Origin of the sequence: Rhizobium sp. AG207R, from assembly GCF_027109195.1 — a bacterium.
Lineage (GTDB): Bacteria > Pseudomonadota > Alphaproteobacteria > Rhizobiales > Rhizobiaceae > Rhizobium > Rhizobium dioscoreae.
This window is the reverse complement of record NZ_JAEPVT010000003.1, coordinates 122,349-146,976: the sequence shown is the minus strand read 5'-3', so window position 1 is coordinate 146,976 and position 24,628 is coordinate 122,349. Positions and strand designations below refer to the sequence as shown.

Below are 24,628 nucleotides of genomic sequence, written 5' to 3'. Positions count from 1 at the left end.
AGATGCCATATATTCTCGAATTCCTCGGCCTGATGGCGGTGTTCTCGATCTTCATCGTTATTCCGGGCGCCGATTTTGCCGTGATCCTGCGCCAGAGCATCGTGCATGGCCGCCGCGCGGCCATGATGACGGGCCTTGGCATGGGCTTCTCGCTGCTCTTCCACATCAGCTACACCATTCTCGGCCTGGGCCTGATCGTGTCGCAGTCGCTAATGCTGTTCAGCCTGATCAAATGGGCAGGCGTGGCCTATCTCGTCTATCTCGGCTTCAAGTCCTTCCGCCAATCCGGCTTTCAGGTGAAGGATGTCGAGATCACCGAGGAAGATCGCAAGCCGGTTTCCGTCTGGCGCTGCCTGGCCACGGGCTTCATCACCAATGCGCTGAACCCGAAGCCGGTGCTGTTCTTCCTGTCGCTGTTTTCGACGCTCGTCCATCACGATACGCCGGCGCTCATCCAGTTCAGCTACGGCATCGGCATGGCGGCAGCGCTTGTCGCCTGGTTTGCCGGCGCTTCCACCTTCTTCACCGTCAAGCCGGTGCGCGATCGTTTCATCGCATCGGGTAAATGGTTCAACCGCATCACCGGAGCGGCGCTTGTGGGCTTCGGCATCCGCCTCGCCTTGGCACGGGCGACTGACTAACAAAGATACAAACAAGGAAATTAAAACATGTCCTACGATGTGATCATTATCGGAACCGGCCCCGGCGGCTATGTCTGCGCAGTCAAGGCAGCGCAGCTCGGCCTGAAGGTCGCGGTCGTCGAAAAGCGCGCGACCTATGGCGGCACCTGCCTCAATGTCGGCTGCATCCCGTCCAAGGCGCTGCTGCACGCTTCCGAAGTGTTCCATCATGCCGGCCATGGCATGGATGTCCTCGGCGTCGAAGTCGCCGCTCCGAAGCTCAATCTTGAAAAGATGCTGGCGCACAAGGATGCGACCGTGAAGTCGAACGTCGATGGCGTCGCCTTCCTCTTCAAGAAGAACAAGATCGATGCCTTCCAGGGCACCGGCAAGATCGTTTCGGCCGGCAAGGTTTCCGTCACGGCCGAAGACGGCAAGGTCACCGAGATCGAAGGCAAGAATATCGTCATCGCCACCGGCTCCGACGTTGCCGGCATTCCGGGCGTTCCGCTCGAGATCGACGAGAAGGTCATCATCTCCTCCACCGGTGGCATCGCGCTCGACAAGGTGCCGGGCAAGATGATCGTGGTCGGCGGCGGCGTCATCGGCCTCGAGCTCGGCTCGGTCTGGTCGCGCCTCGGCGCCAAGGTCACCGTCGTCGAATATCTCGACACCATCCTCGGCGGCATGGACGGTGAAGTCTCCAAGCAGTTCCAGCGCATGCTTGCCAAGCAGGGTCTTGAGTTCCATCTCGGCGCCAAGGTCGTCGGCGTGGAAAAAACCGGCAACGGCGCGAAGGTCACCTTCGAGCCGGTCAAGGGCGGCGACAAGGTCGTGCTCGATGCCGATGTCGTTCTCGTCGCCACCGGCCGCAAGCCCTATACGGCAGGCCTCGGCCTCGAAGAAGCAGGCGTGGCGCTCGATAATCGCGGCCGCGTCGAGATCGACGGTCACTTCAAGACCAACGTCGCCGGCATCTATGCTATCGGCGACGTCGTAAAGGGTCCGATGCTCGCCCACAAGGCGGAAGATGAGGGCGTGGCGCTTGCGGAAATCCTCGCTGGCCAGGCCGGCCATGTGAACTACGACGTCATCCCGAGCGTCGTCTACACGCAGCCGGAAGTCGCCTCCGTCGGCAAGACCGAGGAAGAGCTGAAGGCTGCTGGCATCGCCTACAAGGTCGGCAAGTTCCCGTTCTCCGCCAACGGCCGCGCCCGCGCCATGCTGGCGACGGACGGTTTCGTCAAGATCCTCGCAGACAAGGAAACGGACCGCGTGCTCGGCGGCCATATTGTCGGCTTCGGCGCCGGTGAAATGATCCACGAAATTGCCGTGCTGATGGAATTCGGCGGTTCGTCGGAGGATCTCGGCCGCACCTGCCACGCGCATCCCACAATGTCGGAAGCTGTCAAGGAAGCCGCGCTCGCGACCTTCTTCAAGCCGATCCACATGTAAGATCGAACCGTCCCGGCGTGACAAGCGCCGGGATTGCAATGCTTGCCTGATGATGCGATGTACGGGCTCCCGTGCATCGCATCATCCAATCGTTCTCACCAACAAAGCAAGCATGTCACGTCAAAACCCAGCCGGCCGCCTGTCCCTGAAACTTTTCGTTGCGACAGCGCTCGCACTCCTCGTTACCGTTGCGGCTCCCGCCTATGCAGAAACGCCTGTCGCCAGCTGGCCTCAGGCGGCAAGCGATCTGCCGGTGGAGCAGGGAATTCGCTTTGGGACTTTGCCGAACGGCATGCGCTATGCCGTAATGCACAATGCGACACCCGCCGGCCAGGTGGCGATCCGCTTCCGCATCGGTGCCGGCTCGTTGCAGGAGCGCGACGACCAGCAGGGTCTGGCGCATTTCCTCGAGCATATGGCCTTCAAGGGCTCGACCCATGTGCCGGAAGGCGAGATGGTGCGCACCCTTCAGCGTCTCGGTCTGGCCTTCGGCGCGGATACCAATGCGTCGACGAGCTATGGCGAAACTGTTTATGCGCTGGATCTGCCGGAAGCCAATCCGGAGATGGTTTCGACCGGCCTGATGCTGATGCGCGAGACGGCGAGCGAACTAACGCTCGACGCCGGCGCCTTCGACCGCGAACGCGGCGTCATCCTTTCGGAAGAGAAGCTGCGCGACACGCCGCAATATCGCGGCGGGACCGGTTTGCTTGCTCAGCTGCTGCCAGGGCAGCGTGTGCCGCGGCGCCCGCCGATCGGCAAGACCGATATTATCAGCAACGCTCCGGTCGATCTGCTGCGGGATTTCTACCGCAGCTATTATCGCCCCGATCGCGCCACCCTGATTGTCGTCGGCGATATCGATGCGGCCGCCATCGAAGCCGATATCCGCAACCGCTTCGGCAATTGGGTCCCCGCCGCAGCTGCACCCGCAGACCCTGATCTCGGCACTCTCCAAAGCCATGGAGAGCGCGTCGGCACGGTCATCGTGCCGGGTGGCGCGACCCGCGTGCAGCTTGCCTGGACACGGGCCTACGACGCATCGCCGGATACGGCTGCCAAGCGCCGCGCGCAGCTGGTGGAGGATATCGGCCTCGCCGTTCTCAACCGGCGCCTGTCAGTTCTGGCACAGCAGCCCAACCCGCCCTTCGTCAGCGCGCAGGCCGGTGCGCAGGATCTGCTGAAATCGGCCCATGTGGCGATGGTTTCCGCCGATAGCGATCCCGCGAAGTGGCGGGCTGCCCTGGCCGCTATCGATCAGGAGCAGCGCCGCATAGCGCAGTTCGGCGCCGACCAGAGCGAGATCGACAGGGAAATCGCCGAATATCGCTCCACCCTCCAGGCAGCCGCGAGCGGTGCCGCGACGCGCACGAGCCCGGATATTGCCGGTTCGCTCAACTGGAGCGTCGGCGAAAACATGGTTTTCACCTCGCCTGCGGAAGATCTGGCGCTGTTTGATGCTGCGATGAAAGACCTGCGGGCGGAAGAGGTCAACCAGGTTCTTCAGCGCGTCTTTACCGGCAATGGTCCGCAGCTGGTGCTGCAAATCCCGCAAATGCTCGAGGGCGGCGATGCCGCTGTGGAGAAAGCCTATGCCGAATCGCGCGCCGTGGCGGTAAAGGCGCCGGAACAGACGGCTTCGGTCGCATGGCCCTACACCGATTTCGGCAAGCCCGGCGATATCGTCGAACGCCGTACGGTCGATGATCTCGGCGTTACGATGGTGCGATTCGCCAATGGCGTCCGCCTGACCGTTAAGCCGACGAAATATCGCGCTGACGAGATTTTGGTGCGCGCAGAAGTCGGCCGTGGCCGGCTGGACCTGCCGAACGATCGCCCGCTGCCGATTTGGGCGGCGCCGGCTCTGCCGCTATCCGGCCTGAAAGCCATCAGCTATGACGACATGCAGAAGGCTTTTGCCGCGAAGGTCGTGAGCATTGATTTCGCCATTCAGGATGCCGCTTTCAAATTCGAAGGTACGACGCAGCCGCGCGATCTGCAAACGCAATTGCAGCTGCTGACTGCTTACGTCTCCGATGCGGCCTATCGTCCGGATGTTTTCAAACGGGTCCAGCAAGCCTATCTGAACATGCTTCCCCAGCTTCAGGCGACGCCAGGCAGCGTGGTCGGCCGCGACCTTTCCGGCCTCCTGCATTCTGGCGATCCGCGCTGGGCATTTCCGGACCGGACGCAGTTGATGGATGCGAAGCCGGAAGATTTCGAGGGCCTCCTGCAGCCCGCTCTTTCGAAGGGGCCGATCGAAGTCATCATCGCCGGCGATGTCGAGGTCGATGACGCCATTCGCTTGACGGCGCAGACCTTCGGCGCCTTGCCGGTTCGCGGCGACGAAGGGAAACACAGTGACGGTTCCGGCGTGCACTTTCCGGCACCGACGACCGATCCGGTCGTGCGCCTTCACGATGGGCGCAGCGACAGCGCCGGTGCAGCCGTCGCCATGCCGATCGGCGATTTCCTTTCGGATCTGCCGCGTGCTGCCGCTGCCAATGTCGCCGGCGCGATCCTGCAGAATCGCCTAATCGACCAGTTCCGTATCGCCGAGGGCGCCACCTACAGCCCTCAGGGCGAGGTCGATCTGTCGAGGTCGATCCCCGGCTATGGTTTTGCCTATCTCTATGTCGAAACCACGCCCGCCAAGGTGGATCACTTCTTTGAGCTGGTGGATAAGATCGCCGCCGATCTCGGTCAGGGAGATGTTTCGCCCGATGAGCTGACGCGGGCCAAGGTTCCGATCATCGAAGCGGTGAAGCGCTCGCAGCAGACCAACGGCTATTGGGTCCAGAATCTTCGCGATGCTCAGAGAGACCCTCGGCGTCTCGACCGTATTCGCAGGAGCATCAGCGGCTACGAAGCCGTGACCGCCGAGGATGTCCGCACCATCGCAACGACCTATCTGAAGCCTGATGCTTCCTGGCGGTTGAAGATATTGCCGGCGGATGGATCGGCCGTGCGTTAGGCTATTATCTGCCGGCCAAATTGCCGCAGCCGGCTTTTGTTGGTCGGGTAGCATTGCAATGTGTGGTAGTCTGCAGCCGTCGAATAAAGGCGGATGAAATCATGTCTGCAAGGCCTTTGATGGTGAAGCCCCTAATGCCGCATCCGGCGCTGCCGGATGCCGATTGGGCTGACTGCTACGAGCTGAGTATCCCGAACTCGGATCTGACGGCCATCGCCGCCGCCCGATCGATGCTGAGCCGCTTTCCGATTTGGGCGCGGCTGCTGATACGAGTGCGCGATGCGATAACCAGTTTGTTCGGCTTGAAATCCAGCAGCGACCTTCGGGCACAGGAGCTGGAAAAGATCGGCTTCTTTCCCGTCGTCAGCAAGTCCGACAATCAGGTCGTGCTCGGCTTCGATGATCGGCATCTCGATTTTCGGGTCGTTATCGACGTGCGTGATGACGATCAGGGGCGCCGGCTGGTTGATGCCACGACGCTCGTCCGGCGGAACATATTGCTGGGTCGGATCTATCTCGCCATCATCACGCCATTCCACCGCCTGATCGTCGCGACGATGCTTGCCGATCTCGGCAAGCGGTTGCGAGCGGTCAGTTTACCGCCGTGACAGTAAAGCCCTGCTTGCGTAGCAGCGCCACGAGGCCCTGATCGCCGACGAGGTGAAGCGCACCAACGGCGATGAAGGCATTGCCCTTTTCGAGAACCGGCGCGGCGCGCTCGGCCATGACCTTGTTTCGATCGAGGATGATGCGCTGTTCGAAGGCGGCGGTATCGGCATCGGTAATCTTCTGGTCCGGTTCGATCACTTTCAGCATCGGGATCATCGCGCCGATATTGCCGGCGAGATAGAGGCCTGTCATCGTTTCATTGACGTCGTTGATCTTGTCGCCCAGTTCGAGCGTCTGCATCAGCGATTTCAGATGAAGCGCGATCGGCAGATCGCTCATGGCTTTGGCCTGCTCTGCCAGCGTTTCGAGGCCAACGACCTTCTTGCCCTCGGCCGCGGCATCGCCCGCCAGCTTCTGGTCGAGGAATTTCGCACCGGCCGTCTTGCGGCGAACCTCGCAGCCCGTCATCTCGAAGGAGCTCGAGATCAGCCAGGGCTGCATGCGCGAAACGGCGGCGAGCGCAATGCCGCGCTCTTTCAGACCCGCTTCCAGCCGAGCATTGTCTTCGGGCGACAGATGCTGGCTGATGGTCGAGCCGTCGGTGAGCATGGTGAGTGAAGGATTGGCGAAGAGGGCAGCGGCGGCCTTCTTGTCGTCGAGAATTTCATCCGATTCGACAACGATCGTATCGGCTGATGCAACGGCGTCGGCAGCACCCTTCGGCAAGGTGAGCACGCGCGAATCCGAAACGTGCATGGAGCCCAGCAGCCAGGACGGCTTCAGGCCGGGCTTTTCGATCTTCCAGAAGATGCCCTTGCCATTCTCCACCTTGTCGCCGGCGGCGATGATGGAGGCGTATTTTGCCGGATCGTTCTTCTGAAGTTCGGCCATCAAATCCTTGCCGCCGCAACTGTCGGACACAGCACCTTCTGCATGAGCCGGCTGCAGCGTCAGCATGGTCGCGACCAACAGCACCGCAAGCATCAGCGGAAAGGCGGTTGCAAGCCAGAGCAGCATATCGCCAAGCGTCGGCTTCATCGACCGCATCGTCTTGGACCCGAGGGCAGAAATCATCAGAATCTTCCGTTCGCAGAGAGCATGACCGCTAACGCCGGAAAGCGGCTTTCGGAGGGCATGCCGGGACATGGTTCTGCTTTACGCGAACGAGACGGAAATTCCCTTAACGCGAGAGGTTAATCTTTTCTTATGCGCACGAACGGCCTTACGCGCGGGGATGGGCGCGGTCGTAGACTTCGAGCAGGCGCGAGGAATCGACGCCGGTATAGACCTGCGTCGTCGAGAGGCTGGCGTGGCCGAGCAGTTCCTGGATGGTTCTGAGGTCACCGCCGCCAGCCAGGAGATGGGTGGCAAAGGAATGACGGAGCGCGTGCGGTGTTGCCGTATCCGGCAGCCCGAAGGCGCCGCGCAGTTTCTGCATGCCGTGCTGGATGATGCCCGGCTGCAGCTTGCCGCCGCGCGCGCCGCGAAAAAGGGCGTCATCGGCTTCGAGATGATAGGGGCAGAGCTTGCGATACTGATCGACCGCTTGCGTGACGATCGGCAGCAACGGCACCAATCGCGTCTTGTTGCCCTTGCCGGTGATGCGCAGCGATGTCGCTCCTGATGGAAAGTCCTGCGGTCTCAGATCCAGCGCTTCGGAAATGCGCAGACCGCAGCCGTAGAGCAGGGTCAGCACGGCGGCATCGCGCGCAGCGATCCATGGCTCTTCGTGCAGCTGCGCCTCGTCACTGACGACGGTAATCGCCTGCTTGTCGGAAAGGGGCTTCGGCAGTGATTTCGGCTGTTTCGGCGAGCGGACCGCAGCGGCACCCGCGGCGTTCACCAGGCCCTTCTTTTCCAGATAACGCAGCAGCGAACGAAGGCCCGCGAGATTGCGCCCGAGCGAACGCGCACCGGCACCATCCTTGCGGCGGGCGGCCAGAAAGGCACGAAAGTCGGCGGGACGGAGCGCGTGAATATCCTCGATCGTCGCCGGACCGCCGAGATGGCCGGTGAGGAAGGTGAGGAATTGCCGCGTGTCGCGTTCATAGGCATTCAGCGTGTGGGCGGCGAGCCGCCGTTCCTGGCCAAGCGCGTCAAGCCAGCGGTTGCGTTCCGCCATCAACCTGGAGTCGGCGATAACAAGCAATTCGTTCAGTGGAAAACCCCTTGAAATTCAGATCGCATCTGCCACTTTGAAGGAAGGAAGGTTATGGAATCGCTAATTTTCCCGCTGCTTCCGGCGCGTTTTCCCTTCGTGCTGCGGGGAGTAGCTGGACTTCAATGAAACTGCATATGGGTCGATTCCGGATCTCGGATGGTTCGCCTTCCATATGCGAGGCGCTTGTCATGCTTCGATCATATTCGATTGCGATAGAATATCTCCCAACCATTCAGGACACTTCATGGCGCGCCGCGGCTCGATAACTGCACTGGGACAACTTGCAGAAGCGATCGCTTTGGTGTCTCAGGGCCAGCCCGGACATATTGTCGATACTCTCATCGCCGAGCGCGGTCAGAAGATCGTTCGCAATCCGCTCTGGCCGCTCATGCGCCCGTTTCTCTACACGCTGCTGCGCTACAACAAGGCGATCGAGTTCGCCGACGATGTCGCCAAGCTCTCCGGCTTTCAATGCTTCGAATATATGAGCGATCTGCTGCGGCTCGATATCGGCGTCACCCATGCCGATCGTATTCCGACTAAGGGCGGTTTCATTCTCGTCAGCAATCATCCCACAGGCATCGCCGATGGCGTTGCTGTCTTCGATCTTCTGAAGTCGCGCCGGCCCGATATGATGATCTTTGCCAACCGCGATGCGGTACGCGTCAACCCGCGCTTTGCCGAGATGATCATCCCTGTGGAGTGGCGCGAGGAATATAAGAGCAAGCCAAAGACGCGCGAGACGCTGCAGCTGACCAACCGCGCCGTGGCGGAGGGCAAGGTGACCGTGCTCTTCCCGTCCGGCCGCATCGCCTACTGGGCGAACGGCAGGCTGAATGAACGCCCGTGGAAGACCTCGGCCGTGGGCTTGGCACGTAAATACAATCTGCCGATCCTGCCGGTGAATCTGACGGCGCGCAATTCCGGCCTGTTCTACTGGTTCGCCAAATGGTCGACCGAGCTGCGCGACATGACCGTGTTCCACGAGCTGCTCAACAAGCGCGGCGACCGGTTCGATTTCCTCGTGGGTAATCTCATTCCCGTCGAACATCTGGACGGCGATGTCAACGAGGTGACGAAGGCGCTGGAGAGGCATACGGTCGTCGATCTTGCGGCGGATGGAAATGCAACCTTCTCGCCGCTTGTTCCTCCGAACCAGGACGAGCCTCTGGTTTCGCATTCTCTTTAATATCGGAATCGGCTAAACCCTCCGCATGCAGCTTCGCTCCATGTTTGCCCGCAATTATCGCTCCCTGCGCTCGATCCGCATGGATCTTTCCGATGTCAATCTGTTCATCGGCGAAAATGGGGTGGGTAAGTCCAATCTCTATCGCTCCCTGCAGCTCGTTCAGGCGGCGGTTCGCGGGAGGCTGGCGCATGAGATATCAAGCGAAGGCGGCATGTTCTCGGCCATGTGGTCGGGCAAGCGGCGTTCGCATGAGTCCGCCCGCATTCGCTTCGACGTCGAGCTGCTCGACATGGAGCGGGCGGCAACCTTCCGCTACTGGATCGAAGCGGGCATGCGGCCGCCCGTGGCATCCGCCGGATTTCCACTGGAGCCGCAAGTCAAGGCCGAGGAGCTTTCCGTCGAGACGGGGCGGCGGCCGGTGACGATGATGAAGCGCGATGGCCCCGGCATTTCCGTGCGCGGCGAGAGCGGCCGCATGCAGGCGTATCCCGAGAACGCCCTGACCTCCGAAACCGCGGTCGCACTCCTGGGCGATGCCGGTCATTTTCCGGAGATCGGCACGTTCCGGCGCGCCGTCGACGCCTGGCGATTCTACCATGGCTTCCGCACCGATCGCGGCTCGCCGCTGCGTGCGCCTTGCCTTGCTGTGACGTCTGCCATGCTGGATGAGGATGGCGCCAATATCGCCGCCGTTTTCGCAACCCTCGTCCATACGCGCGAAGACACCGTGGAGCTGGACCGGGTTCTTGCCGCAGCGCTTGGCGGCGCCAGGCTCGTCGTGCCGGAGCCACAGGAAACGGCGGATTTCGGCCTGATGCTGCCCGAATTTCCCAACCGCATCTTCCAGCCGCGCGAGCTTTCCGATGGCCAGATCCGTTTTCTCGGCCTTGCCGCCGCCTTGATGTCCTACCGCCTACCGCCGCTGATCGCGCTCAACGAGCCGGAGGCGAGCCTGCATCCGGACATGCTGCTGCCGCTTGCCGATATGATCGCTGAGGCCGCAAAGACGAGCCAGATCTGGATCGTCACCCATTCAGAACGTCTGGCCGAGGCTGTTCGCGAGCGCTGCGGCGCGAAGCCGCGCCGGGTGATCCGCGAGGACGGCTCCACCTGGATCGACGGCATGCGGCTGACTGGCGAGATCGATGATGAAGATGAGTAGCGGCAATCCGGGTTTTCTTTTGCGTCCGTCCGGGGCATGGTCTGGCGCAATGAGCAAAGATTCTTCCGATCTGTTCGGTGCGCTTTTCGAGGCGGCGCCTGCAAAGCCTGTGATGAGCCGTACTGTGCCCGTTCTCGTGCCGATGCCGGCGCCGCGGGCCTATTCCTATGCGGTGCCCGAGGGCATGGCGGTCGAGCCTGGTTCTGTCGTGCAGGTGCCTCTCGGGCCGCGGCAGGTGATCGGCGTGGTCTGGGATGGCGAGGATGATGGTGGTGTCGATCCGAAAAAGCTTCGGCCGATCAGCCATGTGTTCGATTGCCCGCCGCTCGGCAAGCATATGCGCGATTTCATCGATTGGGTTGCCGCCTATACGCTGTCGCCGCCGGGGTTGGTGGCGCGCATGGCGCTGAGAGCGCCGGCCGCCTTCGATCCCGAACCGATGGTCGAGGGACTGCGATTCATCGGCGGGCAGCCGGAACGGATGACGCCGGCGCGCGCCAAGGTGATGGAGATTGCCGCCGATGGGCTTTCGTGGACGCGGCTCGGCTTGGCGCATGCGGCCGGTGTCTCCACCAGCGTCGTCGACGGGCTGATTGCGCAGGGCATTTTCGAGACCATCTTCCTGCCGCCGCCACCCGTCGTCGCCAAGCCCGATCCGGAATTCACCGCATCGCGGCTGCAGGGGCCGCAGAAGGATGCTGCCGATGAGATCCTGGCCGATGTGCGCAAGGGCGAGTTCGCGGTTTCCCTGATCGACGGCGTCACCGGTTCCGGCAAGACGGAGGTCTATTTCGAGGCCATCGCCGAAACGCTGAGGCGCGGCAAGCAGGTGCTGATCTTGCTGCCGGAAATCGCGTTGACGGCAAGTTTTCTGGAGCGCTTTCAGGATCGCTTCGGCGCCAAGCCGGCAGAATGGCATTCCGATCTTGCGCCGCGCATGCGCGAGAAGGTCTGGCGACAGGCCGTTACCGGCGAAGTCAGGGTCGTGGCCGGGGCGCGTTCAGCGCTGTTCCTGCCTTTCGAGGATCTCGGGCTGATCGTCGTCGATGAAGAGCATGATCCTGCCTACAAGCAGGAGGATCGCGTCTATTATAATGCACGGGATATGGCTGTGGTGCGCGGCCGCATCGGCGATTTCCCGGTCGTGCTGGTGTCGGCGACGCCTTCGGTCGAGAGCCAGGTCAATGGCCAGAGCGGGCGCTACACGACGATCCACCTGCCGACGCGCTTTGGCGATGCGGCTCTTCCCGACCTGCATCTGATCGACATGCGCCGGCATGCGCCGGAACGCGGCGGTTTTCTTTCGCCCGTGATGATCCGCGCGATCGGCAAGACGATTGCCAAGGGCGAGCAGGCGCTGTTGTTCCTGAACAGGCGCGGCTATGCGCCGTTGACGCTCTGCCGCGTCTGCGGCCATCGCTTCCAGTGTCCGCAATGTTCGAGCTGGCTGGTGGAGCATCGCTTCCGCAATCAGATCCAGTGCCATCAATGCGGCTATGCCGAGCGCACGCCGGAGGCCTGCCCCGAATGCGGCACGCTCGACCATCTCGTTGCCTGCGGCCCGGGCGTCGAGCGCATTGCCGAAGAGGTGGAGCGGCATTTCCCCGAGGCGCGGACGATCGTGCTCTCTTCCGACATCATGGGCGGCGTCAAGCGACTGCGGCTGGAGCTCGACGCCATCGCCAAGGGCGAGGCCGATATCGTCATCGGCACGCAGCTCGTCGCCAAGGGGCACAATTTTCCGCTGATGACGCTGGTCGGCATCGTCGATGCCGATCTCGGCCTGGCGAATGGCGATCCGCGCGCTGCCGAGCGGACGTTCCAGCTCCTGTCGCAGGTGACGGGACGCGCCGGGCGAACCGGTCTCAAGAGCCATGGTCTGCTGCAGACCTACCAGCCGCAGCATCCCGTCATGCAGGCGATCGTATCCGGCGATGCCACCGCCTTTTACGAGCGCGAGATTTCGGAGCGGGAGAGGGCCATCTTGCCACCCTTCGGCCGGCTTGCCTCGATCATCGTTTCGGCCGACAGCAGGCAGGATGCCGAGACCCATGCGCGCGGCATGCGCAATGCGGCGCCGCAGGTTTCGGGCATTTCGGTGTTGGGTCCTGCCGAAGCGCCGATCGCGCTGGTACGCGGCCGCCATCGCTTCCGGCTGCTGGTGCATGGCAGGCGCAATTCCGACATGCAGGGCTTTCTGCGCGCGATGCTGGCGCAATCACCGAAAGAGCGCGGCTCCGTGCAAGTGCAGCTCGATATTGATCCGCAAAGCTTCTTATGAAGTTACCAATTCGGTTCGATTTTATCGTCTGGCGACTTCGACGCTGTGTGTTCCAACTCATGGGACAGCTTTCGCAGGCCCTTCGGGATAGCGCCGAGTACGGGGTCGTCAAATCGAAGGTGCGGCAGATAACGGCCTATCATGTTTGCGACCGCATGAGCCTGCGCTTCATCGCGGAGTTTCTTCAAGGGGTCGCGATCTTCCCGGCGTGAAAGCCAAAGCTTGTGCAAGGCAAAACTTCTAGGATCGGGGCAGGTATATTGTACGGGGTAGCCGCGTTCATCAAGGACAATAGCTGCCACCTTAGGGCTATTAACTAACCATTGCAGGCCCTCTATCTCGACGGCGGCCAGATCATCCTCATTCTGACCAATACTGGCGGGCCTTGAATTGCTGATGGGATGCGATGGCATGGGGCCGATCAAGTCGACAAGATATCCATCCTTATTTGCGGCGCGGAAACTCCGCTTACCAAGTGAATGAAACGATTTGTCGGCAGTGCGTAAGATACCCATCAAGCCTTCTGCGCCGATATTCCTTCGCAAAAGATTGAGGCTGGCGCGCACATCGAAAAGCAGATCGATGTCGCCGGTTGCGAGAAGGCCACTGTCGATCCTGATGCCGCCAAGTCTCTCATAGAGAAAAAGCGCATTGGTGCCGACAATATCCAGAGCGCTACCGATAAGATTGGCCCTATTGAGCGCCCGCAGAATACGCGCGGTTGTTAATGGCATTCTGCCAAGTCGCATAGCCCGATTGATGGCCGCCATTTCGTCGAGCTTGGTTGATAATGCGGCCAGGCGCTGTCGACGTTCGTTTCTGCCCTCATGAAATTGGTGGTAAGTTTGCTCAGTGTCGAAAGAGCGCGGGCCAAGTGATTTCCATGCAGTCTTTGCCTTGCGATAAAGGTAGTCGCGTCCGGAAACCGTTTTCCATGCCATGGCGCCTGCAAATCGATGAGACAGCTCGGCATTTACGGCGAGCCAGGTTTCGAATACCTGCTCCGTATCGATGGTCTGCCTTATTTGATCGCTCTTTAATTCACTGAAATGAAACAATTTATCCCTTTCAGAAAATTTTTCTCTTGAAAAGGGATAAGCTCATTTCCAGCAAAGAAATTGGCAACGATGCCGGATTATCCCTTTTCAGCAAAAAATAATCTAAAATAGGGATAATGTAAATATTTTCATATAATTGCGATATTTATACATGTTCATCCCGCGCATTTCGTGCCGTATTCCCTCTCGCCGCGCTTCATGTCATATGTCGATTTCTCCTTGTGATTGATTTGATTTGACTGACTTGAGGAAAACCGATGGAGCTTTATTTTCCGACAGAATTCGGCGAGCGGCTTGCCTATTGTTCGGCTGCCGTCACGGCACTGATCGGCCTTTTCCTGATGTTCGCACCAGGCTACACCTACCGCTTCCTCAAGCTGCAGGTGAAGGAGGGCCGGTCGGAGGCCTATGCGGAAGCGCGCTCGGCCGGTGGCTTCATGGTCGGTTTCGGGCTGGTGGCGATCCTCCTGGCGCAGCCGATGATCTATCTCGCGCTCGGCGCCTCCTTCGGTGTCGCGGCGTTCGGTCGCATCCTGTCGCTCATGTCCGATCGGGGCAGTGTATTTTTGAGCCTTCTCCTTCTGGTTGTGCAGGCGATTCTTGCGGCGCTACCTTTTCTCTATGGTCTTGGCTATATTTGAGCCGAAAACGGCTCCGGCGCGGCCATTTTTGCCTGTGCTATCCCCATGCTTTTTAAATTTTGCCATCATAAATTCGCCCGAATGGCGTATTCGTCGAATACGCGTGTTGCGAGTCTCAATATCCTATGTTAGACGAACCCCGAATTTCGGATGAGGCAGGAGCGCGCTCCTGCTGATTTCTGGGGGAAATCAAAACGAATTCAAGGGCATATCGCTTCCGTCACCCGGAAGTTTGGTTCTTGGGTTGAAATCAGGGAATTTTGTGCCCGTGGCAGACACATCCCAGCATGTTTCTGGCGTTGCAGAACGATATGCCTCGTCGCTGTTCGAATTGGCTCTTGAAGAGGGTGCCGTGCCGGCAGTGGCAGCCGATCTCGATCGGTTCCAAGCCATGCTCGACGAAAGCGATGATCTGAAGCGCTTCGTCCTCAGCCCGGTTTTTTCGGCTGAAGAGCAGGTCGGCGCGATCGAAGCGCTGGCAAAGAAGGCCGGCTTTGGCGCCTATGTCACCAATTTTCTGAAGCTTGTGGCCAGCAACCGGCGCCTTTTTGCGCTGCCGGGCATGATCAAGGCTTTCCGCATCATCGCCGCCCAGCATCGCGGCGAGATTTCCGCCGAGGTTACCTCGGCCCATGCGCTCACTCCTGCGCAGGAAGATGAATTGAAGGCGGCGCTGAAGGGCGTCACCGGCAAGGACGTGACGATTGCCGTCACCGTCGATCCGTCGATCCTTGGTGGTCTGATCGTCAAGGTCGGTTCGCGTCAGATCGATACGTCCCTTCGCACCAAACTCTCCACCCTTAAGCTTGCATTGAAAGAGGTCGGCTGATGGATATCCGCGCCGCGGAAATTTCCGCAATTCTGAAAGATCAGATCAAAAACTTCGGCAAGGAAGCTGAAGTCTCCGAAGTCGGCCAGGTTCTCTCCGTCGGTGACGGTATCGCCCGCGTCTACGGTCTGGACAATGTTCAGGCCGGCGAAATGGTCGAATTCCCCGGCGGCATCCGCGGCATGGCGCTGAACCTCGAAGCCGACAACGTCGGTGTCGTTATCTTCGGCTCCGACCGTGACATCAAGGAAGGCGACACCGTCAAGCGCACCGGCGCGATCGTTGACGTTCCGGTCGGTCCGGAACTTCTCGGCCGCGTTGTCGACGCGCTCGGCAACCCGATCGACGGCAAAGGCCCGATCAATGCGACCCGCCGTTCGCGCGTCGACGTCAAGGCTCCGGGTATCATTCCGCGCAAGTCGGTTCATGAGCCCATGTCGACCGGCCTCAAGGCCATCGACGCTCTGATCCCGGTTGGCCGCGGCCAGCGCGAGCTTGTTATCGGCGACCGCCAGACCGGCAAGACTGCGATCATCCTCGACACGATCCTGAACCAGAAGTCCATCCAGGATAACGGTCCGGACAGCGAAAAGCTCTTCTGCGTTTACGTCGCCGTCGGCCAGAAGCGCTCCACCGTCGCCCAGTTCGTCAAGGTGCTCGAAGAGCGCGGCGCCCTGAAGTACTCGATCATCGTTGCGGCGACCGCTTCCGATCCGGCTCCGATGCAGTTCCTGGCTCCGTTTGCCGGCTGCGCCATGGGTGAATACTTCCGTGACAATGCCCAGCATGCCCTGATCGGCTATGACGACCTCTCCAAGCAGGCCGTTGCTTACCGTCAGATGTCGCTGCTGCTGCGCCGCCCGCCGGGCCGCGAAGCTTATCCGGGCGACGTTTTCTATCTGCACTCGCGCCTCCTCGAGCGCGCAGCAAAGATGAACGACGAGAAGGGCGCTGGTTCGCTTACCGCTCTGCCGGTCATCGAAACGCAGGGCAACGACGTTTCGGCCTTCATTCCGACCAACGTGATCTCGATCACCGACGGCCAGATCTTCCTCGAAACCGACCTGTTCTATCAGGGCATCCGTCCGGCCGTTAACGTCGGTCTCTCGGTTTCGCGCGTCGGTTCGTCGGCTCAGATCAAGGCGATGAAGCAGGTTGCAGGCTCGATCAAGGGTGAACTCGCCCAGTATCGCGAAATGGCCGCCTTCGCCCAGTTCGGTTCCGACCTCGATGCCGCAACGCAGCGCCTGCTGAACCGCGGTGCTCGCCTGACCGAACTCCTGAAGCAGCCGCAGTTCTCGCCGCTGAAGACGGAAGAGCAGGTTGCGGTGATCTTCGCCGGCGTCAACGGCTATCTCGATAAGCTGCCTGTTGCTCAGGTCGGCAAGTTCGAACAGGGCCTGCTGTCGTACCTCCGCTCGGAAGGCAAGGACATCCTCGATACCATCCGTAACGAAAAGGCCATCAGCGACGCGACGAAGGGTAAGCTCACTGCTGCTCTCGACAGCTTCGCCAAGTCTTTCGCGTAATCGGGCCCAAGCTCTAGGACGGACCAAGGATGCCTTCACTCAAGGATCTGAAAAACCGGATCGCCTCCGTCAAGGCGACGCAGAAGATCACCAAGGCGATGAAAATGGTCGCCGCGGCGAAGCTTCGGCGTGCGCAGGAGGCGGCCGAGGCCGCCCGGCCTTATTCGCAGCGCATGGCCGCTGTTCTGGCCAACATCTCGGCTGCCGTCAGCGATGCTGACGGCGCGCCGCTGCTGATGACCGGAACCGGCAAGAGCGATGTGCATCTGCTCGTCGTCTGCACGGCCGAGCGCGGTCTGTGCGGCGGTTTCAATTCGCAGATTTCGCGTTTTGCCCGTGACCATGCCCGCAAGCTTCTGGCGGAAGGCAAGACGGTAAAGATCTTCACCGTCGGCAAGAAGGGTTATGACGTCCTTCGCCGCGAATACGCATCGCTGATCGTCGAGCGCAAGGAATTGCGCGACGTCAAGCGCATCGGTTTCGACAATGCCGACGCCATCGGCAAGCGCATCATCGAGATGTTCGAAGCCGGCGAATTCGATGTCTGCACGCTGTTCTATTCCGAATTCAAGTCGGTGATCAGCCAGATCCCGACGGCACAGCAGCTCATTCCGGCTTCGGCTCCCGCCGTCGTCGAAGAAGATGCAGCCCACAAGGGCGCCGTCTACGAATACGAGCCGGATGCGGCTTCGATCCTCGCGGACCTGATCCCGCGCAACATCTCCGTCCAGATCTTCCGCGCGTTGCTCGAAAACGTCGCCGGCGAGATGGGCGCCAAGATGAGCGCGATGGACAATGCGACGCGCAACGCTGGTGAGATGATCAACAAGCTGACGCTGAACTATAACCGTCAGCGCCAGGCACAGATCACCAAGGAATTGATTGAAATCATTTCGGGCGCGGAAGCGCTCTGAGGTTAGGGAAAAGAGGGTAAGAATATGGCTGACGCAGCTACCCCCGCAGGTTCTGTCGGTAAGGTTACTCAGGTTATCGGCGCCGTTGTGGACGTTGCTTTCGACGGCGAGCTCCCGGCGATCCTGAACGCGCTTGAAACCGACAATAACGGCAATCGTCTGGTTCTCGAAGTCGCACAGCACCTCGGCGAAAATTCCGTCCGCACCATTGCCATGGACTCGACCGAAGGTCTGGTTCGCGGTCAGCCGGTCAAGGACACGGGCGCACCAATTTCGGTTCCGGTCGGACACGAGACGCTGGGCCGTATCATGAACGTCATCGGCGAGCCGGTCGACGAAGCAGGTCCGCTGAACACCTCCAAGAAGCGCGCCATCCACCAGGATGCTCCGTCCTACGTTGAGCAGTCCACGGAAGCGCAGATCCTCGTCACCGGCATCAAGGTCGTCGACCTGCTCGCCCCTTATGCAAAGGGCGGCAAGATCGGCCTGTTCGGCGGCGCCGGCGTTGGCAAGACCGTTCTCATCATGGAACTGATCAACAACGTCGCCAAGGCGCACGGTGGTTACTCGGTGTTTGCAGGCGTGGGTGAGCGTACCCGCGAAGGCAACGACCTTTACCACGAAATGATCGAATCGGGCGTCAACAAGCACGGTGGCGGCGAAGGCTCCAAGGCCGCGCTCGTTTACGGCCAGATGAACGAACCGCCGGGCGCCCGCGCTCGCGTCGCTCTGACCGGTCTGACTGTTGCTGAAAACTTCCGCGATGAAGGTCAGGACGTTCTGTTCTTCGTCGACAACATCTTCCGCTTCACCCAGGCAGGTTCGGAAGTGTCGGCTCTGCTCGGCCGTATTCCTTCGGCCGTGGGCTATCAGCCGACGCTCGCAACCGACATGGGCCAGATGCAGGAACGCATCACGACGACGACGACGGGCTCGATCACCTCGGTTCAGGCCATTTACGTTCCGGCCGACGACTTGACCGACCCGGCACCGGCAACCTCGTTCGCCCACCTGGACGCAACGACCGTTCTGTCGCGCTCGATCGCTGAAAAGGGCATCTACCCGGCCGTCGACCCGCTCGACTCCACCTCGCGCATGCTCGACCCGATGGTCGTCGGCGAAGAGCACTACGAGGTTGCCCGTAAGGTTCAGTCGACGCTGCAGCGCTACAAGGCCCTGCAGGACATCATCGCCATCCTGGGCATGGACGAGCTGTCCGAAGACGACAAGCTGGCTGTTGCCCGCGCCCGCAAGATCGAGCGCTTCCTGTCGCAGCCGTTCTTCGTCGCCGAAGTCTTCACCGGTTCGCCGGGCAAGCTCGTCGCTCTCGAAGACACGATCAAGGGCTTCAAGGGCCTGGTCAATGGCGAATACGACCACCTGCCGGAAGCTGCCTTCTACATGGTCGGCTCGATCGACGAAGCGATCGAAAAGGCCAAGAAGCTGGCCGCCTAATCAGGCCAATCCATCGGCGCGCGGCATTGTCCGCGCGCCCTTGCCTTGCGAATAAGACAATCGAGAAGTGACGGGCCATGGCTGACAATTTCAATTTCGAACTGGTTTCTCCGGAGCGTCTGCTGCTGTCGGAACAGGTCATCGATGTCGTCATCCCCGCCAGCGAAGGCGAGATGACCGTCATGGCGAACCATGCGCCGACCATGACCACGATCAAGCCTGGTGTCGTCAAGGTGCATTCGGCTTCGGGCAAGAAGCAGGACTACGTGGTTTTCGGCGGCTTCGCCGACATTCTGCCGACCGGCTGCACGCTGCTCGCCGAATCCGCCGTTCCGGTCGAAGACATGAGCCGCGACGAGCTGGACCGCCGCATCAATGCCGCCAAGGCCGAGCTTGAAGATGCCGAGCATCATGAGCACAAGTCGCGCCTGGAGCACTTCATCATGGAACTCTCGCATCTGCGCGGCTCGATCCCGCAGGATTGATGTGGTCCGAACATCGATGAGTGAGATGAAAGCGGTCCCTGTGGGCCGCTTTTTTGTTGGAAGGCCCAGAGGCCACCTCGTGGTTCGAGGCAACACCGTTTTCGCTCCGCTTAACGGCGCTGCACCTCACCATGAGGTGGAGCAAGCACGCAGTGAGCCACGCCAGAGCCCCGTGGAGAGCCACGCAAGATCAGTCCTCATGGTGAGGTGCGAAAGCCCCCATGAGCTTGTCGAATGGGGCTGCAGCCTCGAACCAAGAGAACGGATGGTGAGCGACCGCATCTGTCATCTCTCGACGCGAAGGCATTGAGGCGATTCCCCCGAAGCCGCATCAGACCTACTGCCCTTCCAGCAGGAACCGGTGCAGCTGCGCCGCCTCGGGAGACAACGAACGGAAGCGCGGTGCGCCGAGATAATACCCAAAGCCGCTCTCGACACGGTCGTTGCCGACGGTGACGAGGGTGCCTGCTTGTAGATATTCCTCTATGAGACCGAGGCTGCCGAGCGCGATACCTTCGCCCCTAAGTGCTGCTTCCACCGCCATGATGTAGGTCGAGAAGGACAGGCGCGGTCGCGGCAGCTTGCCCTTCAAGGGGTCACCGACGCGGCCGAACCATTGACGGAAACTGATCCAATGGGCATTGGCGCGTTCGTAGTCGATGAGATCGAGCCCGGCAATGTCGACCGCCGTCAGTGCCTGCGGGTCGAGACCGCGGGCCGCCAGGTAATCCGGCGAGGCGACCGGCACCAGCACTTCCTTCAAGAGCGGCGTCAGGCTCCAGCGCGGGTGCTCGCCGGTGGAATAGATGATGATGAGATCGTTGTTCTCCGAGGCGAGTTCGGAGTGCACATCCGTCGTCAGCAGGCGGACTGAGATGCCGGGGCTCTCCTTGCCGAAATCCCGCAGCCGCTGCCCGAGCCAGAGATGGGAGATCGAGCCGCTCGCCGCAATCGAGATGATTTCGCCTGTTCCTGTGCGAAAGGGCTCCAGGCTTTCTTCCAGATATTCCAGCGTGGCGCGGACGCGCTGGAATAGCCGCTCGCCGTCCGGTGTCAGCGCCAGATTTCGGCCGCGCCGAGTAAAGAGCGTCGCGCCGAGATGATCTTCCAGCCCCTTGATGCGGCGGCTGACGGCGGCTTGGGTGATGTTGAGCTCGCGGCCGGCGCGGGAGAAATTCATGGCGCGCGCTGCCGCGTCGAACACGCGGAAGGCCTCAAGCGGGATTTTTTCTAGCATCGGGTCTCCATAACTTCAGATCATCAATATTCCCGATAATTGCCCGGATTTGAAGATCTGAAATTGTGATGCAGGATTATGACATCAAATCAGCCGCTTCTCCAAGGTGATCCTGCGTGTCCTTTTCCATTTCCGCCATCCCAGACATTCATTTCGGCGAGGGTGCGCTCTCTGGCCTTCCCGCTGCGGTCAAATCCTTCGATGGCGTCAGCACCGTTCTCCTGGTGATCGATGCCTTCTTGGCGCAGTCGGGCCTTGCTGCCAAGGTCAGCGCCGAGCTTGCCGAAGTGGGCGTGAGAACGCAGGTCTTCTCCGATTTTGCCGGTGAGCCGAAGCTTACGCATCTGCATGCGGCGATCGCAGCGGGGCACGGGGCCAACATGGTGATCGGCATCGGCGGCGGCTCGGCGCTCGATATCGGCAAGATCGTTGCCTGCTGCATCGCCTCCGGCGAGGATCCCATGCACTACGCGCTGGCCGCCAATCCGCTGCCGAAAAATCCGCTGAAGAAGATCATGATCCCGACCACTGCGGGGACAGGTTCGGAGACATCGGCTACGAATATCTTTGCCGGGCCTGAGGGCAAGAAGCTCTGGATCTGGGGTCCGGAGACGAAGGCCGATCTCGTCATCCTCGATCCCACGCTGACGAAGACCTTGCCCGCCAGCCTGACGGCATGGTGCGGCCTCGATGCCTTCATCCATGCTTTCGAAGCAGCCACGAACCGCAACACGCATCGCGGCGCGCAATTCTACGCGCATCAGGCGCTGCGGCTGCTGGCCGGTGCGCTGGAGACGGCCGTCAAGCAGCCCGACGATATGGCAGCTCGCGGCGACGTGCTGCTTGGCTCCTGCTTTGGCGGCATTGCCATCGACAATTGCGGCACGGCGATCGCCCACAATATCAGCCATGCGCTGGCGGGCCTCGGCCCTGTCCATCACGGGCTTGCGACGGCGCTCGGCTTCGAAGTGACGCTGCCATGGCTCGTCGAAGCGGATACCGCAGATCTGAACGCCGCAGCCAAGGCTTGCGGCCTCGATAGCGCCGCCGAACTTCCAGCTTTCGTCTCGGAGTGGATGGACCGCTGCGGCATCGTGCGTGCGCTGCCGGCTGCGTTCAAGCCGTTCGACGAAACCGATCTCGCCCGCGAGATGCGCGCAACCGAAAACCAGCCCATGCGGCGCTCGACGATCCGTGATGTGACGGATGCCGATATCGACCGGTTTGCCGCCGCCGTCATGGCGCTGCCGAAAGGAATTTGAGATGACCAAGAATTATACGCGCGACTATTGGGAGAGCGTTCTGTCCGGCCTCAAGCCAGAAGGTCGTCATTTCATCAACGGCGCCCATCGAGCCGCCGCTTCGGGCGAAACCTTCATTCGCATCCGGCCGATGGACGGCAAGCCCGGCGCTGAGCTTGCGCGCGGCAATGCCGCCGATATCGACGCCGCTGTCGCCTCCGCCCGCGCCGCCTTCGAAAGCGGTATCTGGCGCAAGAAGGAGCCGCTGGAGAAGAAGAAGATCATGCTGAAATGGGCGGAGCTCATTTGCGCCCATGGTGATGAACTCGCCATGCTCGAGACGATCGATGTCGGCAAACCGGTCATGGCGTCGCTTGGTGTCGATGTGCGCCTTTGCGCCGACGGCATCCAGTTCTATGGCGAAATGATCGACAAGATGTATGACGAGATCGCGCCGACCGGCCCGAATGCGCGAGCTTTGGTGCGCAAGGTGCCGCTTGGCGTCGTCGGGGCGATCACGCCCTGGAACTATCCGATGATCATCGATGCCTGGAAGCTGGGGCCGGCGATTGCGGCTGGCAATTCCGTCGTGCTGAAGCCGGCCGAACAGTCCTCGCTTTCGGCGATTAGGCTTGCCGAACTCGCGATCGAAGCCGGCCTGCCGGCTGGCGTCTTCAATGTGGTCACGGGCTATGGCGAAGAGACCGGCAAGCCACTGGCGCTGCACATGGATGTCGACATGATCGCCTTTACCGGCTCCACCGAAGTCGGCAAGCTGATCATGGGTTATGCGGCGCAATCGAACGTCAAACGCGTGGCGCTGGAGCTTGGCGGCAAGTCGCCGCTGGTCGTCTTCGAAGATGCCGATCTCGATGCGGCTGCCGTCGCCGCTGCCTGGGGCTGCTTCTACAATTCCGGCGAGACTTGCCATGCCTCGACGCGCCTGATCGTGCAGCGTTCAGTGCAGGACAGACTGATCGAGAAGATTGAAGCGGTCACCCGCTCCGATATCGCCCTCAAGCATCCGCTCGATCCTTCGGCACAGATTGGTGCGCTGATTGAGGAAGAGCATATGAACAAGGTGCTGGCGATGATCGCGGCCGGCGAGAAGGAGGGGGCGCGGCGTGCCTTCGGCGCCGAGCGTGTCCTGAGCGAGACCGGCGGTTATTATGTCTCGCCGGGCGTCTTCGTCGACATGACCAACGACATGAGCCTGGCGCGGCAGGAAATCTTCGGCCCCGTGCTCGCCGCCATCCCCTTCGATACTGAGGAGGAGGCACTGAAGATCGCCAACGACACGATCTATGGGCTTGCCGGCGCCGTCTTCACCAGGGACATGGATCGCGCTCATCGCTTCTCCGAGGCTATCCACGCGGGTACAGTGTGGATCAACACCTATGACATGTCGAATTTCGCGACGCCGTTCGGCGGCTTCAAGCAGTCTGGTTTCGGCCGGGACCGCTCGGTGCACGCGATCGACAAATATTGCGATTACAAGACGATCTGGCAGCAGTTCGGCTGAGGTTTGTAGGGAGGCACGACCATGAGCAAGATCGTTTCCATCGAGACCACCCATCACCGCCTGCCGCTCGATCCGGCGTTCAAGGCGAGCTGGGATGGCCGTCCGCGCCGGCATTTCGATGCGACCATTGTGCGCGTCAGGGATGATGAGGGTCGCGAAGGCATCGGCTCCGGCGACCTGATGAAGGGTTTCGAGGGGCATGAGGATCTGTTCATCGGGCAGGATCCCCGGCATGTCGAACGGCATTATGAAGTCCTGTCGCACATCAATTTCCATTATGGCCGCTGCTGGCCAATGGATCTGGCGCTATGGGACCTCTCCGGCAAGATCACCGGCGAGCCTGTCTGGCGGTTGCTCGGTGGCCGCGCCAGCCGCGTGCGGCTCTATGCCTCCTCCGGCGTGTTGCGCGAGCCGTCTGCCATGGCCGATCAAGCCGAGCGCTATATCGACGAGGGCTTTCCGGCCATGAAGGTGCGCTTCTCCTCATCCTCGGGCGGCCGCGGCGGTTGGCGCGAGGATGTCAAGGCGTTGGAAGCGATCCGCGCCCGCGTCGGCGATCGGCTTGAGCTGATGGTCGACTGCAATCAGGGTTGGCGCATGCCCTGGGATACGACCCTGCCATGGACCTTCAAGGACGCACTCGCTGTTGCGAGGGAACTGGAGCGGCTCGGCGTCTACTGGATGGAAGAGCCGCTTCACCGCTCCGACCGCAAGGGCATGAAGGAATTGAAGCAGGCAACTTCGGTGCGCATCGTCGGCGGCGAGATGACGCGCGAGCTCTACGAGTTCCGCGATATCATCGAGGAGCGTGCCTTCGATGTCATCCAGCCCGATGTTGCGCTCGTTGGTGGCATCACCGGTTGCCGGCGGCTCGCCTATCAGGCGCGCGAGGCGGGCGTGCAGTTCACGCCGCATTCCTGGACGAACGGCATCGGGGTGCTCGCCAATGCACATCTGACCGCCGGCGTCGCCGATGCCGCCTGGCTCGAATATCCCTATGATAATCCGGAATGGAGTGAAGCGCGCCGTGATTATCCGATGGCCTCGCCGCTCAAGCATGAGGCCGGCTGGCTGGATCTCGGCGCCGCACCAGGCCTCGGCATCGTTCTGGATGAGGAGCGGCTGAAGGCGACGCGTGTTTGAAGTATGTCGCACACGCGGAATAATCCCGACTAATGATCGGCTGGTCGGATGCAGACCGAAGTGAACGATCACGAAGTCTAAGTCGAAGAAAGAAGAGGGCGGTCGATGTGGACCGCCCTTTAT

Annotated in this window: 20 protein-coding genes; 16 read left to right on the top strand and 4 right to left on the bottom strand. The window is 61.0% G+C overall.

What is annotated here, in order from left to right:
- Window positions 1–2 precede the first annotated feature (2 nt).
- From JJQ51_RS08195 to JJQ51_RS08180, 4 genes are all read left to right on the top strand, one after another.
- Window positions 3–641, top strand: a complete 639-nt coding sequence (locus tag JJQ51_RS08195) for a LysE family translocator (protein ID WP_269244534.1) — start codon at window positions 3–5, stop codon at window positions 639–641.
- A 27-nt stretch (window positions 642–668) separates the two neighbouring features.
- On the top strand, window positions 669–2,075 hold the full coding sequence (gene lpdA, locus JJQ51_RS08190) for a dihydrolipoyl dehydrogenase (RefSeq protein WP_269244533.1): 1,407 nt from the start codon (window positions 669–671) through the stop codon (window positions 2,073–2,075).
- 112 nt (window positions 2,076–2,187) lie between these two features.
- Window positions 2,188–5,049: a M16 family metallopeptidase gene (locus tag JJQ51_RS08185; RefSeq protein ID WP_269244532.1), complete on the top strand. Its 2,862-nt coding sequence runs from the start codon at window positions 2,188–2,190 to the stop codon at window positions 5,047–5,049.
- A gap of 101 nt (window positions 5,050–5,150) precedes the next feature.
- The gene (locus JJQ51_RS08180; protein WP_186449532.1) at window positions 5,151–5,657 is read left to right on the top strand and encodes a DUF2867 domain-containing protein; all 507 of its coding nucleotides are present in this window, start codon (window positions 5,151–5,153) and stop codon (window positions 5,655–5,657) included.
- Here the strand turns inward: JJQ51_RS08180 and JJQ51_RS08175 are convergent.
- Both JJQ51_RS08175 and JJQ51_RS08170 read right to left on the bottom strand, forming a co-directional pair.
- On the bottom strand, window positions 5,641–6,732 hold the full coding sequence (locus JJQ51_RS08175) for a TraB/GumN family protein (protein ID WP_269244531.1): 1,092 nt from the start codon (window positions 6,730–6,732) through the stop codon (window positions 5,641–5,643). The genes JJQ51_RS08180 and JJQ51_RS08175 overlap by 17 nt on opposite strands.
- Window positions 6,733–6,880: 148 nt before the next feature.
- On the bottom strand, window positions 6,881–7,816 hold the full coding sequence (locus JJQ51_RS08170) for a tyrosine recombinase XerC (protein WP_269244679.1): 936 nt from the start codon (window positions 7,814–7,816) through the stop codon (window positions 6,881–6,883).
- 247 nt (window positions 7,817–8,063) lie between these two features.
- Between JJQ51_RS08170 and JJQ51_RS08165 the strand changes: the two genes are divergently transcribed.
- Genes JJQ51_RS08165 through JJQ51_RS08155 form a run of 3 tightly spaced genes read left to right on the top strand, consistent with a single transcriptional unit; the run spans window position 8,064 to window position 12,451 of the window.
- Window positions 8,064–9,008: a GNAT family N-acetyltransferase gene (locus tag JJQ51_RS08165; protein WP_269244530.1), complete on the top strand. Its 945-nt coding sequence runs from the start codon at window positions 8,064–8,066 to the stop codon at window positions 9,006–9,008.
- Window positions 9,009–9,033: 25 nt separating this feature from the next.
- A complete protein-coding gene (locus JJQ51_RS08160) occupies window positions 9,034–10,170 on the top strand; it encodes an AAA family ATPase (RefSeq protein ID WP_269244529.1) in 1,137 nt (378 codons plus the stop codon).
- Window positions 10,171–10,219: 49 nt separating this feature from the next.
- Complete coding sequence (locus JJQ51_RS08155; RefSeq protein ID WP_269244528.1) at window positions 10,220–12,451, top strand: primosomal protein N'; 2,232 nt, start codon at window positions 10,220–10,222, stop codon at window positions 12,449–12,451.
- 2 nt (window positions 12,452–12,453) lie between these two features.
- Here JJQ51_RS08155 and JJQ51_RS08150 read toward each other — a convergent pair whose 3' ends face one another.
- Window positions 12,454–13,509, bottom strand: a complete 1,056-nt coding sequence (locus JJQ51_RS08150) for a nucleotidyltransferase family protein (RefSeq protein ID WP_269244527.1) — start codon at window positions 13,507–13,509, stop codon at window positions 12,454–12,456.
- Window positions 13,510–13,766: 257 nt separating this feature from the next.
- Here JJQ51_RS08150 and JJQ51_RS08145 point away from each other — a divergent pair, with 257 nt between their 5' ends.
- The 6 genes from JJQ51_RS08145 (at window position 13,767) to JJQ51_RS08120 (ending at window position 19,362) form a co-directional block, all read left to right on the top strand.
- Window positions 13,767–14,150, top strand: a complete 384-nt coding sequence (locus JJQ51_RS08145) for an AGROH133_08824 family phage infection protein (RefSeq protein ID WP_145636119.1) — start codon at window positions 13,767–13,769, stop codon at window positions 14,148–14,150.
- Between the two features lie 262 nt (window positions 14,151–14,412).
- A complete protein-coding gene (locus JJQ51_RS08140; RefSeq protein WP_069613404.1) occupies window positions 14,413–14,979 on the top strand; it encodes a F0F1 ATP synthase subunit delta in 567 nt (188 codons plus the stop codon).
- Window positions 14,979–16,508, top strand: coding sequence for a F0F1 ATP synthase subunit alpha (gene atpA / locus JJQ51_RS08135; RefSeq protein WP_113333649.1), 1,530 nt, complete (start codon window positions 14,979–14,981; stop codon window positions 16,506–16,508). Before JJQ51_RS08140 ends, atpA begins: the two co-directional genes overlap by 1 nt.
- Before the next feature lie 29 nt (window positions 16,509–16,537).
- Window positions 16,538–17,422, top strand: a complete 885-nt coding sequence (locus JJQ51_RS08130) for a F0F1 ATP synthase subunit gamma (RefSeq protein ID WP_015341388.1) — start codon at window positions 16,538–16,540, stop codon at window positions 17,420–17,422.
- Between the two features lie 24 nt (window positions 17,423–17,446).
- A complete protein-coding gene (atpD, locus tag JJQ51_RS08125; protein ID WP_269244526.1) occupies window positions 17,447–18,877 on the top strand; it encodes a F0F1 ATP synthase subunit beta in 1,431 nt (476 codons plus the stop codon).
- Between the two features lie 77 nt (window positions 18,878–18,954).
- Complete coding sequence (locus JJQ51_RS08120; RefSeq protein WP_095436050.1) at window positions 18,955–19,362, top strand: F0F1 ATP synthase subunit epsilon; 408 nt, start codon at window positions 18,955–18,957, stop codon at window positions 19,360–19,362.
- Window positions 19,363–19,699: 337 nt separating this feature from the next.
- Here JJQ51_RS08120 and JJQ51_RS08115 read toward each other — a convergent pair whose 3' ends face one another.
- A complete protein-coding gene (locus tag JJQ51_RS08115; protein ID WP_269244525.1) occupies window positions 19,700–20,599 on the bottom strand; it encodes a LysR substrate-binding domain-containing protein in 900 nt (299 codons plus the stop codon).
- Between the two features lie 116 nt (window positions 20,600–20,715).
- On the opposite strand from JJQ51_RS08115, the gene JJQ51_RS08110 reads away from it, so the two are divergent.
- Genes JJQ51_RS08110 through JJQ51_RS08100 form a run of 3 tightly spaced genes read left to right on the top strand, consistent with a single transcriptional unit; the run spans window position 20,716 to window position 24,505 of the window.
- Window positions 20,716–21,861, top strand: a complete 1,146-nt coding sequence (locus JJQ51_RS08110; protein WP_269244524.1) for an iron-containing alcohol dehydrogenase — start codon at window positions 20,716–20,718, stop codon at window positions 21,859–21,861.
- A gap of 1 nt (window position 21,862) precedes the next feature.
- On the top strand, window positions 21,863–23,362 hold the full coding sequence (locus JJQ51_RS08105; RefSeq protein WP_269244523.1) for an aldehyde dehydrogenase: 1,500 nt from the start codon (window positions 21,863–21,865) through the stop codon (window positions 23,360–23,362).
- 21 nt (window positions 23,363–23,383) lie between these two features.
- Complete coding sequence (locus JJQ51_RS08100; protein WP_269244522.1) at window positions 23,384–24,505, top strand: mandelate racemase/muconate lactonizing enzyme family protein; 1,122 nt, start codon at window positions 23,384–23,386, stop codon at window positions 24,503–24,505.
- The last annotated feature ends 123 nt before the right edge of the window (window positions 24,506–24,628 follow it).

Bases quoted from the DNA above. Each gene is read 5' to 3' on its own strand.
- JJQ51_RS08195 (WP_269244534.1), top strand. From the start codon at position 3: ATGCCATATATTCTCGAATTCCTCGGCCTGATGGCGGTGTTCTCGATC.
- lpdA (WP_269244533.1), top strand. From the start codon at position 669: ATGTCCTACGATGTGATCATTATCGGAACCGGCCCCGGCGGCTATGTC.
- JJQ51_RS08185 (WP_269244532.1), top strand. From the start codon at position 2,188: ATGTCACGTCAAAACCCAGCCGGCCGCCTGTCCCTGAAACTTTTCGTT.
- JJQ51_RS08180 (WP_186449532.1), top strand. From the start codon at position 5,151: ATGTCTGCAAGGCCTTTGATGGTGAAGCCCCTAATGCCGCATCCGGCG.
- JJQ51_RS08175 (WP_269244531.1), bottom strand. From the start codon at position 6,732: ATGATTTCTGCCCTCGGGTCCAAGACGATGCGGTCGATGAAGCCGACG.
- JJQ51_RS08165 (WP_269244530.1), top strand. From the start codon at position 8,064: ATGGCGCGCCGCGGCTCGATAACTGCACTGGGACAACTTGCAGAAGCG.
- JJQ51_RS08160 (WP_269244529.1), top strand. From the start codon at position 9,034: ATGCAGCTTCGCTCCATGTTTGCCCGCAATTATCGCTCCCTGCGCTCG.
- JJQ51_RS08155 (WP_269244528.1), top strand. From the start codon at position 10,220: ATGAGCAAAGATTCTTCCGATCTGTTCGGTGCGCTTTTCGAGGCGGCG.
- JJQ51_RS08145 (WP_145636119.1), top strand. From the start codon at position 13,767: ATGGAGCTTTATTTTCCGACAGAATTCGGCGAGCGGCTTGCCTATTGT.
- atpA (WP_113333649.1), top strand. From the start codon at position 14,979: ATGGATATCCGCGCCGCGGAAATTTCCGCAATTCTGAAAGATCAGATC.
- JJQ51_RS08130 (WP_015341388.1), top strand. From the start codon at position 16,538: ATGCCTTCACTCAAGGATCTGAAAAACCGGATCGCCTCCGTCAAGGCG.
- atpD (WP_269244526.1), top strand. From the start codon at position 17,447: ATGGCTGACGCAGCTACCCCCGCAGGTTCTGTCGGTAAGGTTACTCAG.
- JJQ51_RS08120 (WP_095436050.1), top strand. From the start codon at position 18,955: ATGGCTGACAATTTCAATTTCGAACTGGTTTCTCCGGAGCGTCTGCTG.
- JJQ51_RS08115 (WP_269244525.1), bottom strand. From the start codon at position 20,599: ATGCTAGAAAAAATCCCGCTTGAGGCCTTCCGCGTGTTCGACGCGGCA.
- JJQ51_RS08105 (WP_269244523.1), top strand. From the start codon at position 21,863: ATGACCAAGAATTATACGCGCGACTATTGGGAGAGCGTTCTGTCCGGC.
- JJQ51_RS08100 (WP_269244522.1), top strand. From the start codon at position 23,384: ATGAGCAAGATCGTTTCCATCGAGACCACCCATCACCGCCTGCCGCTC.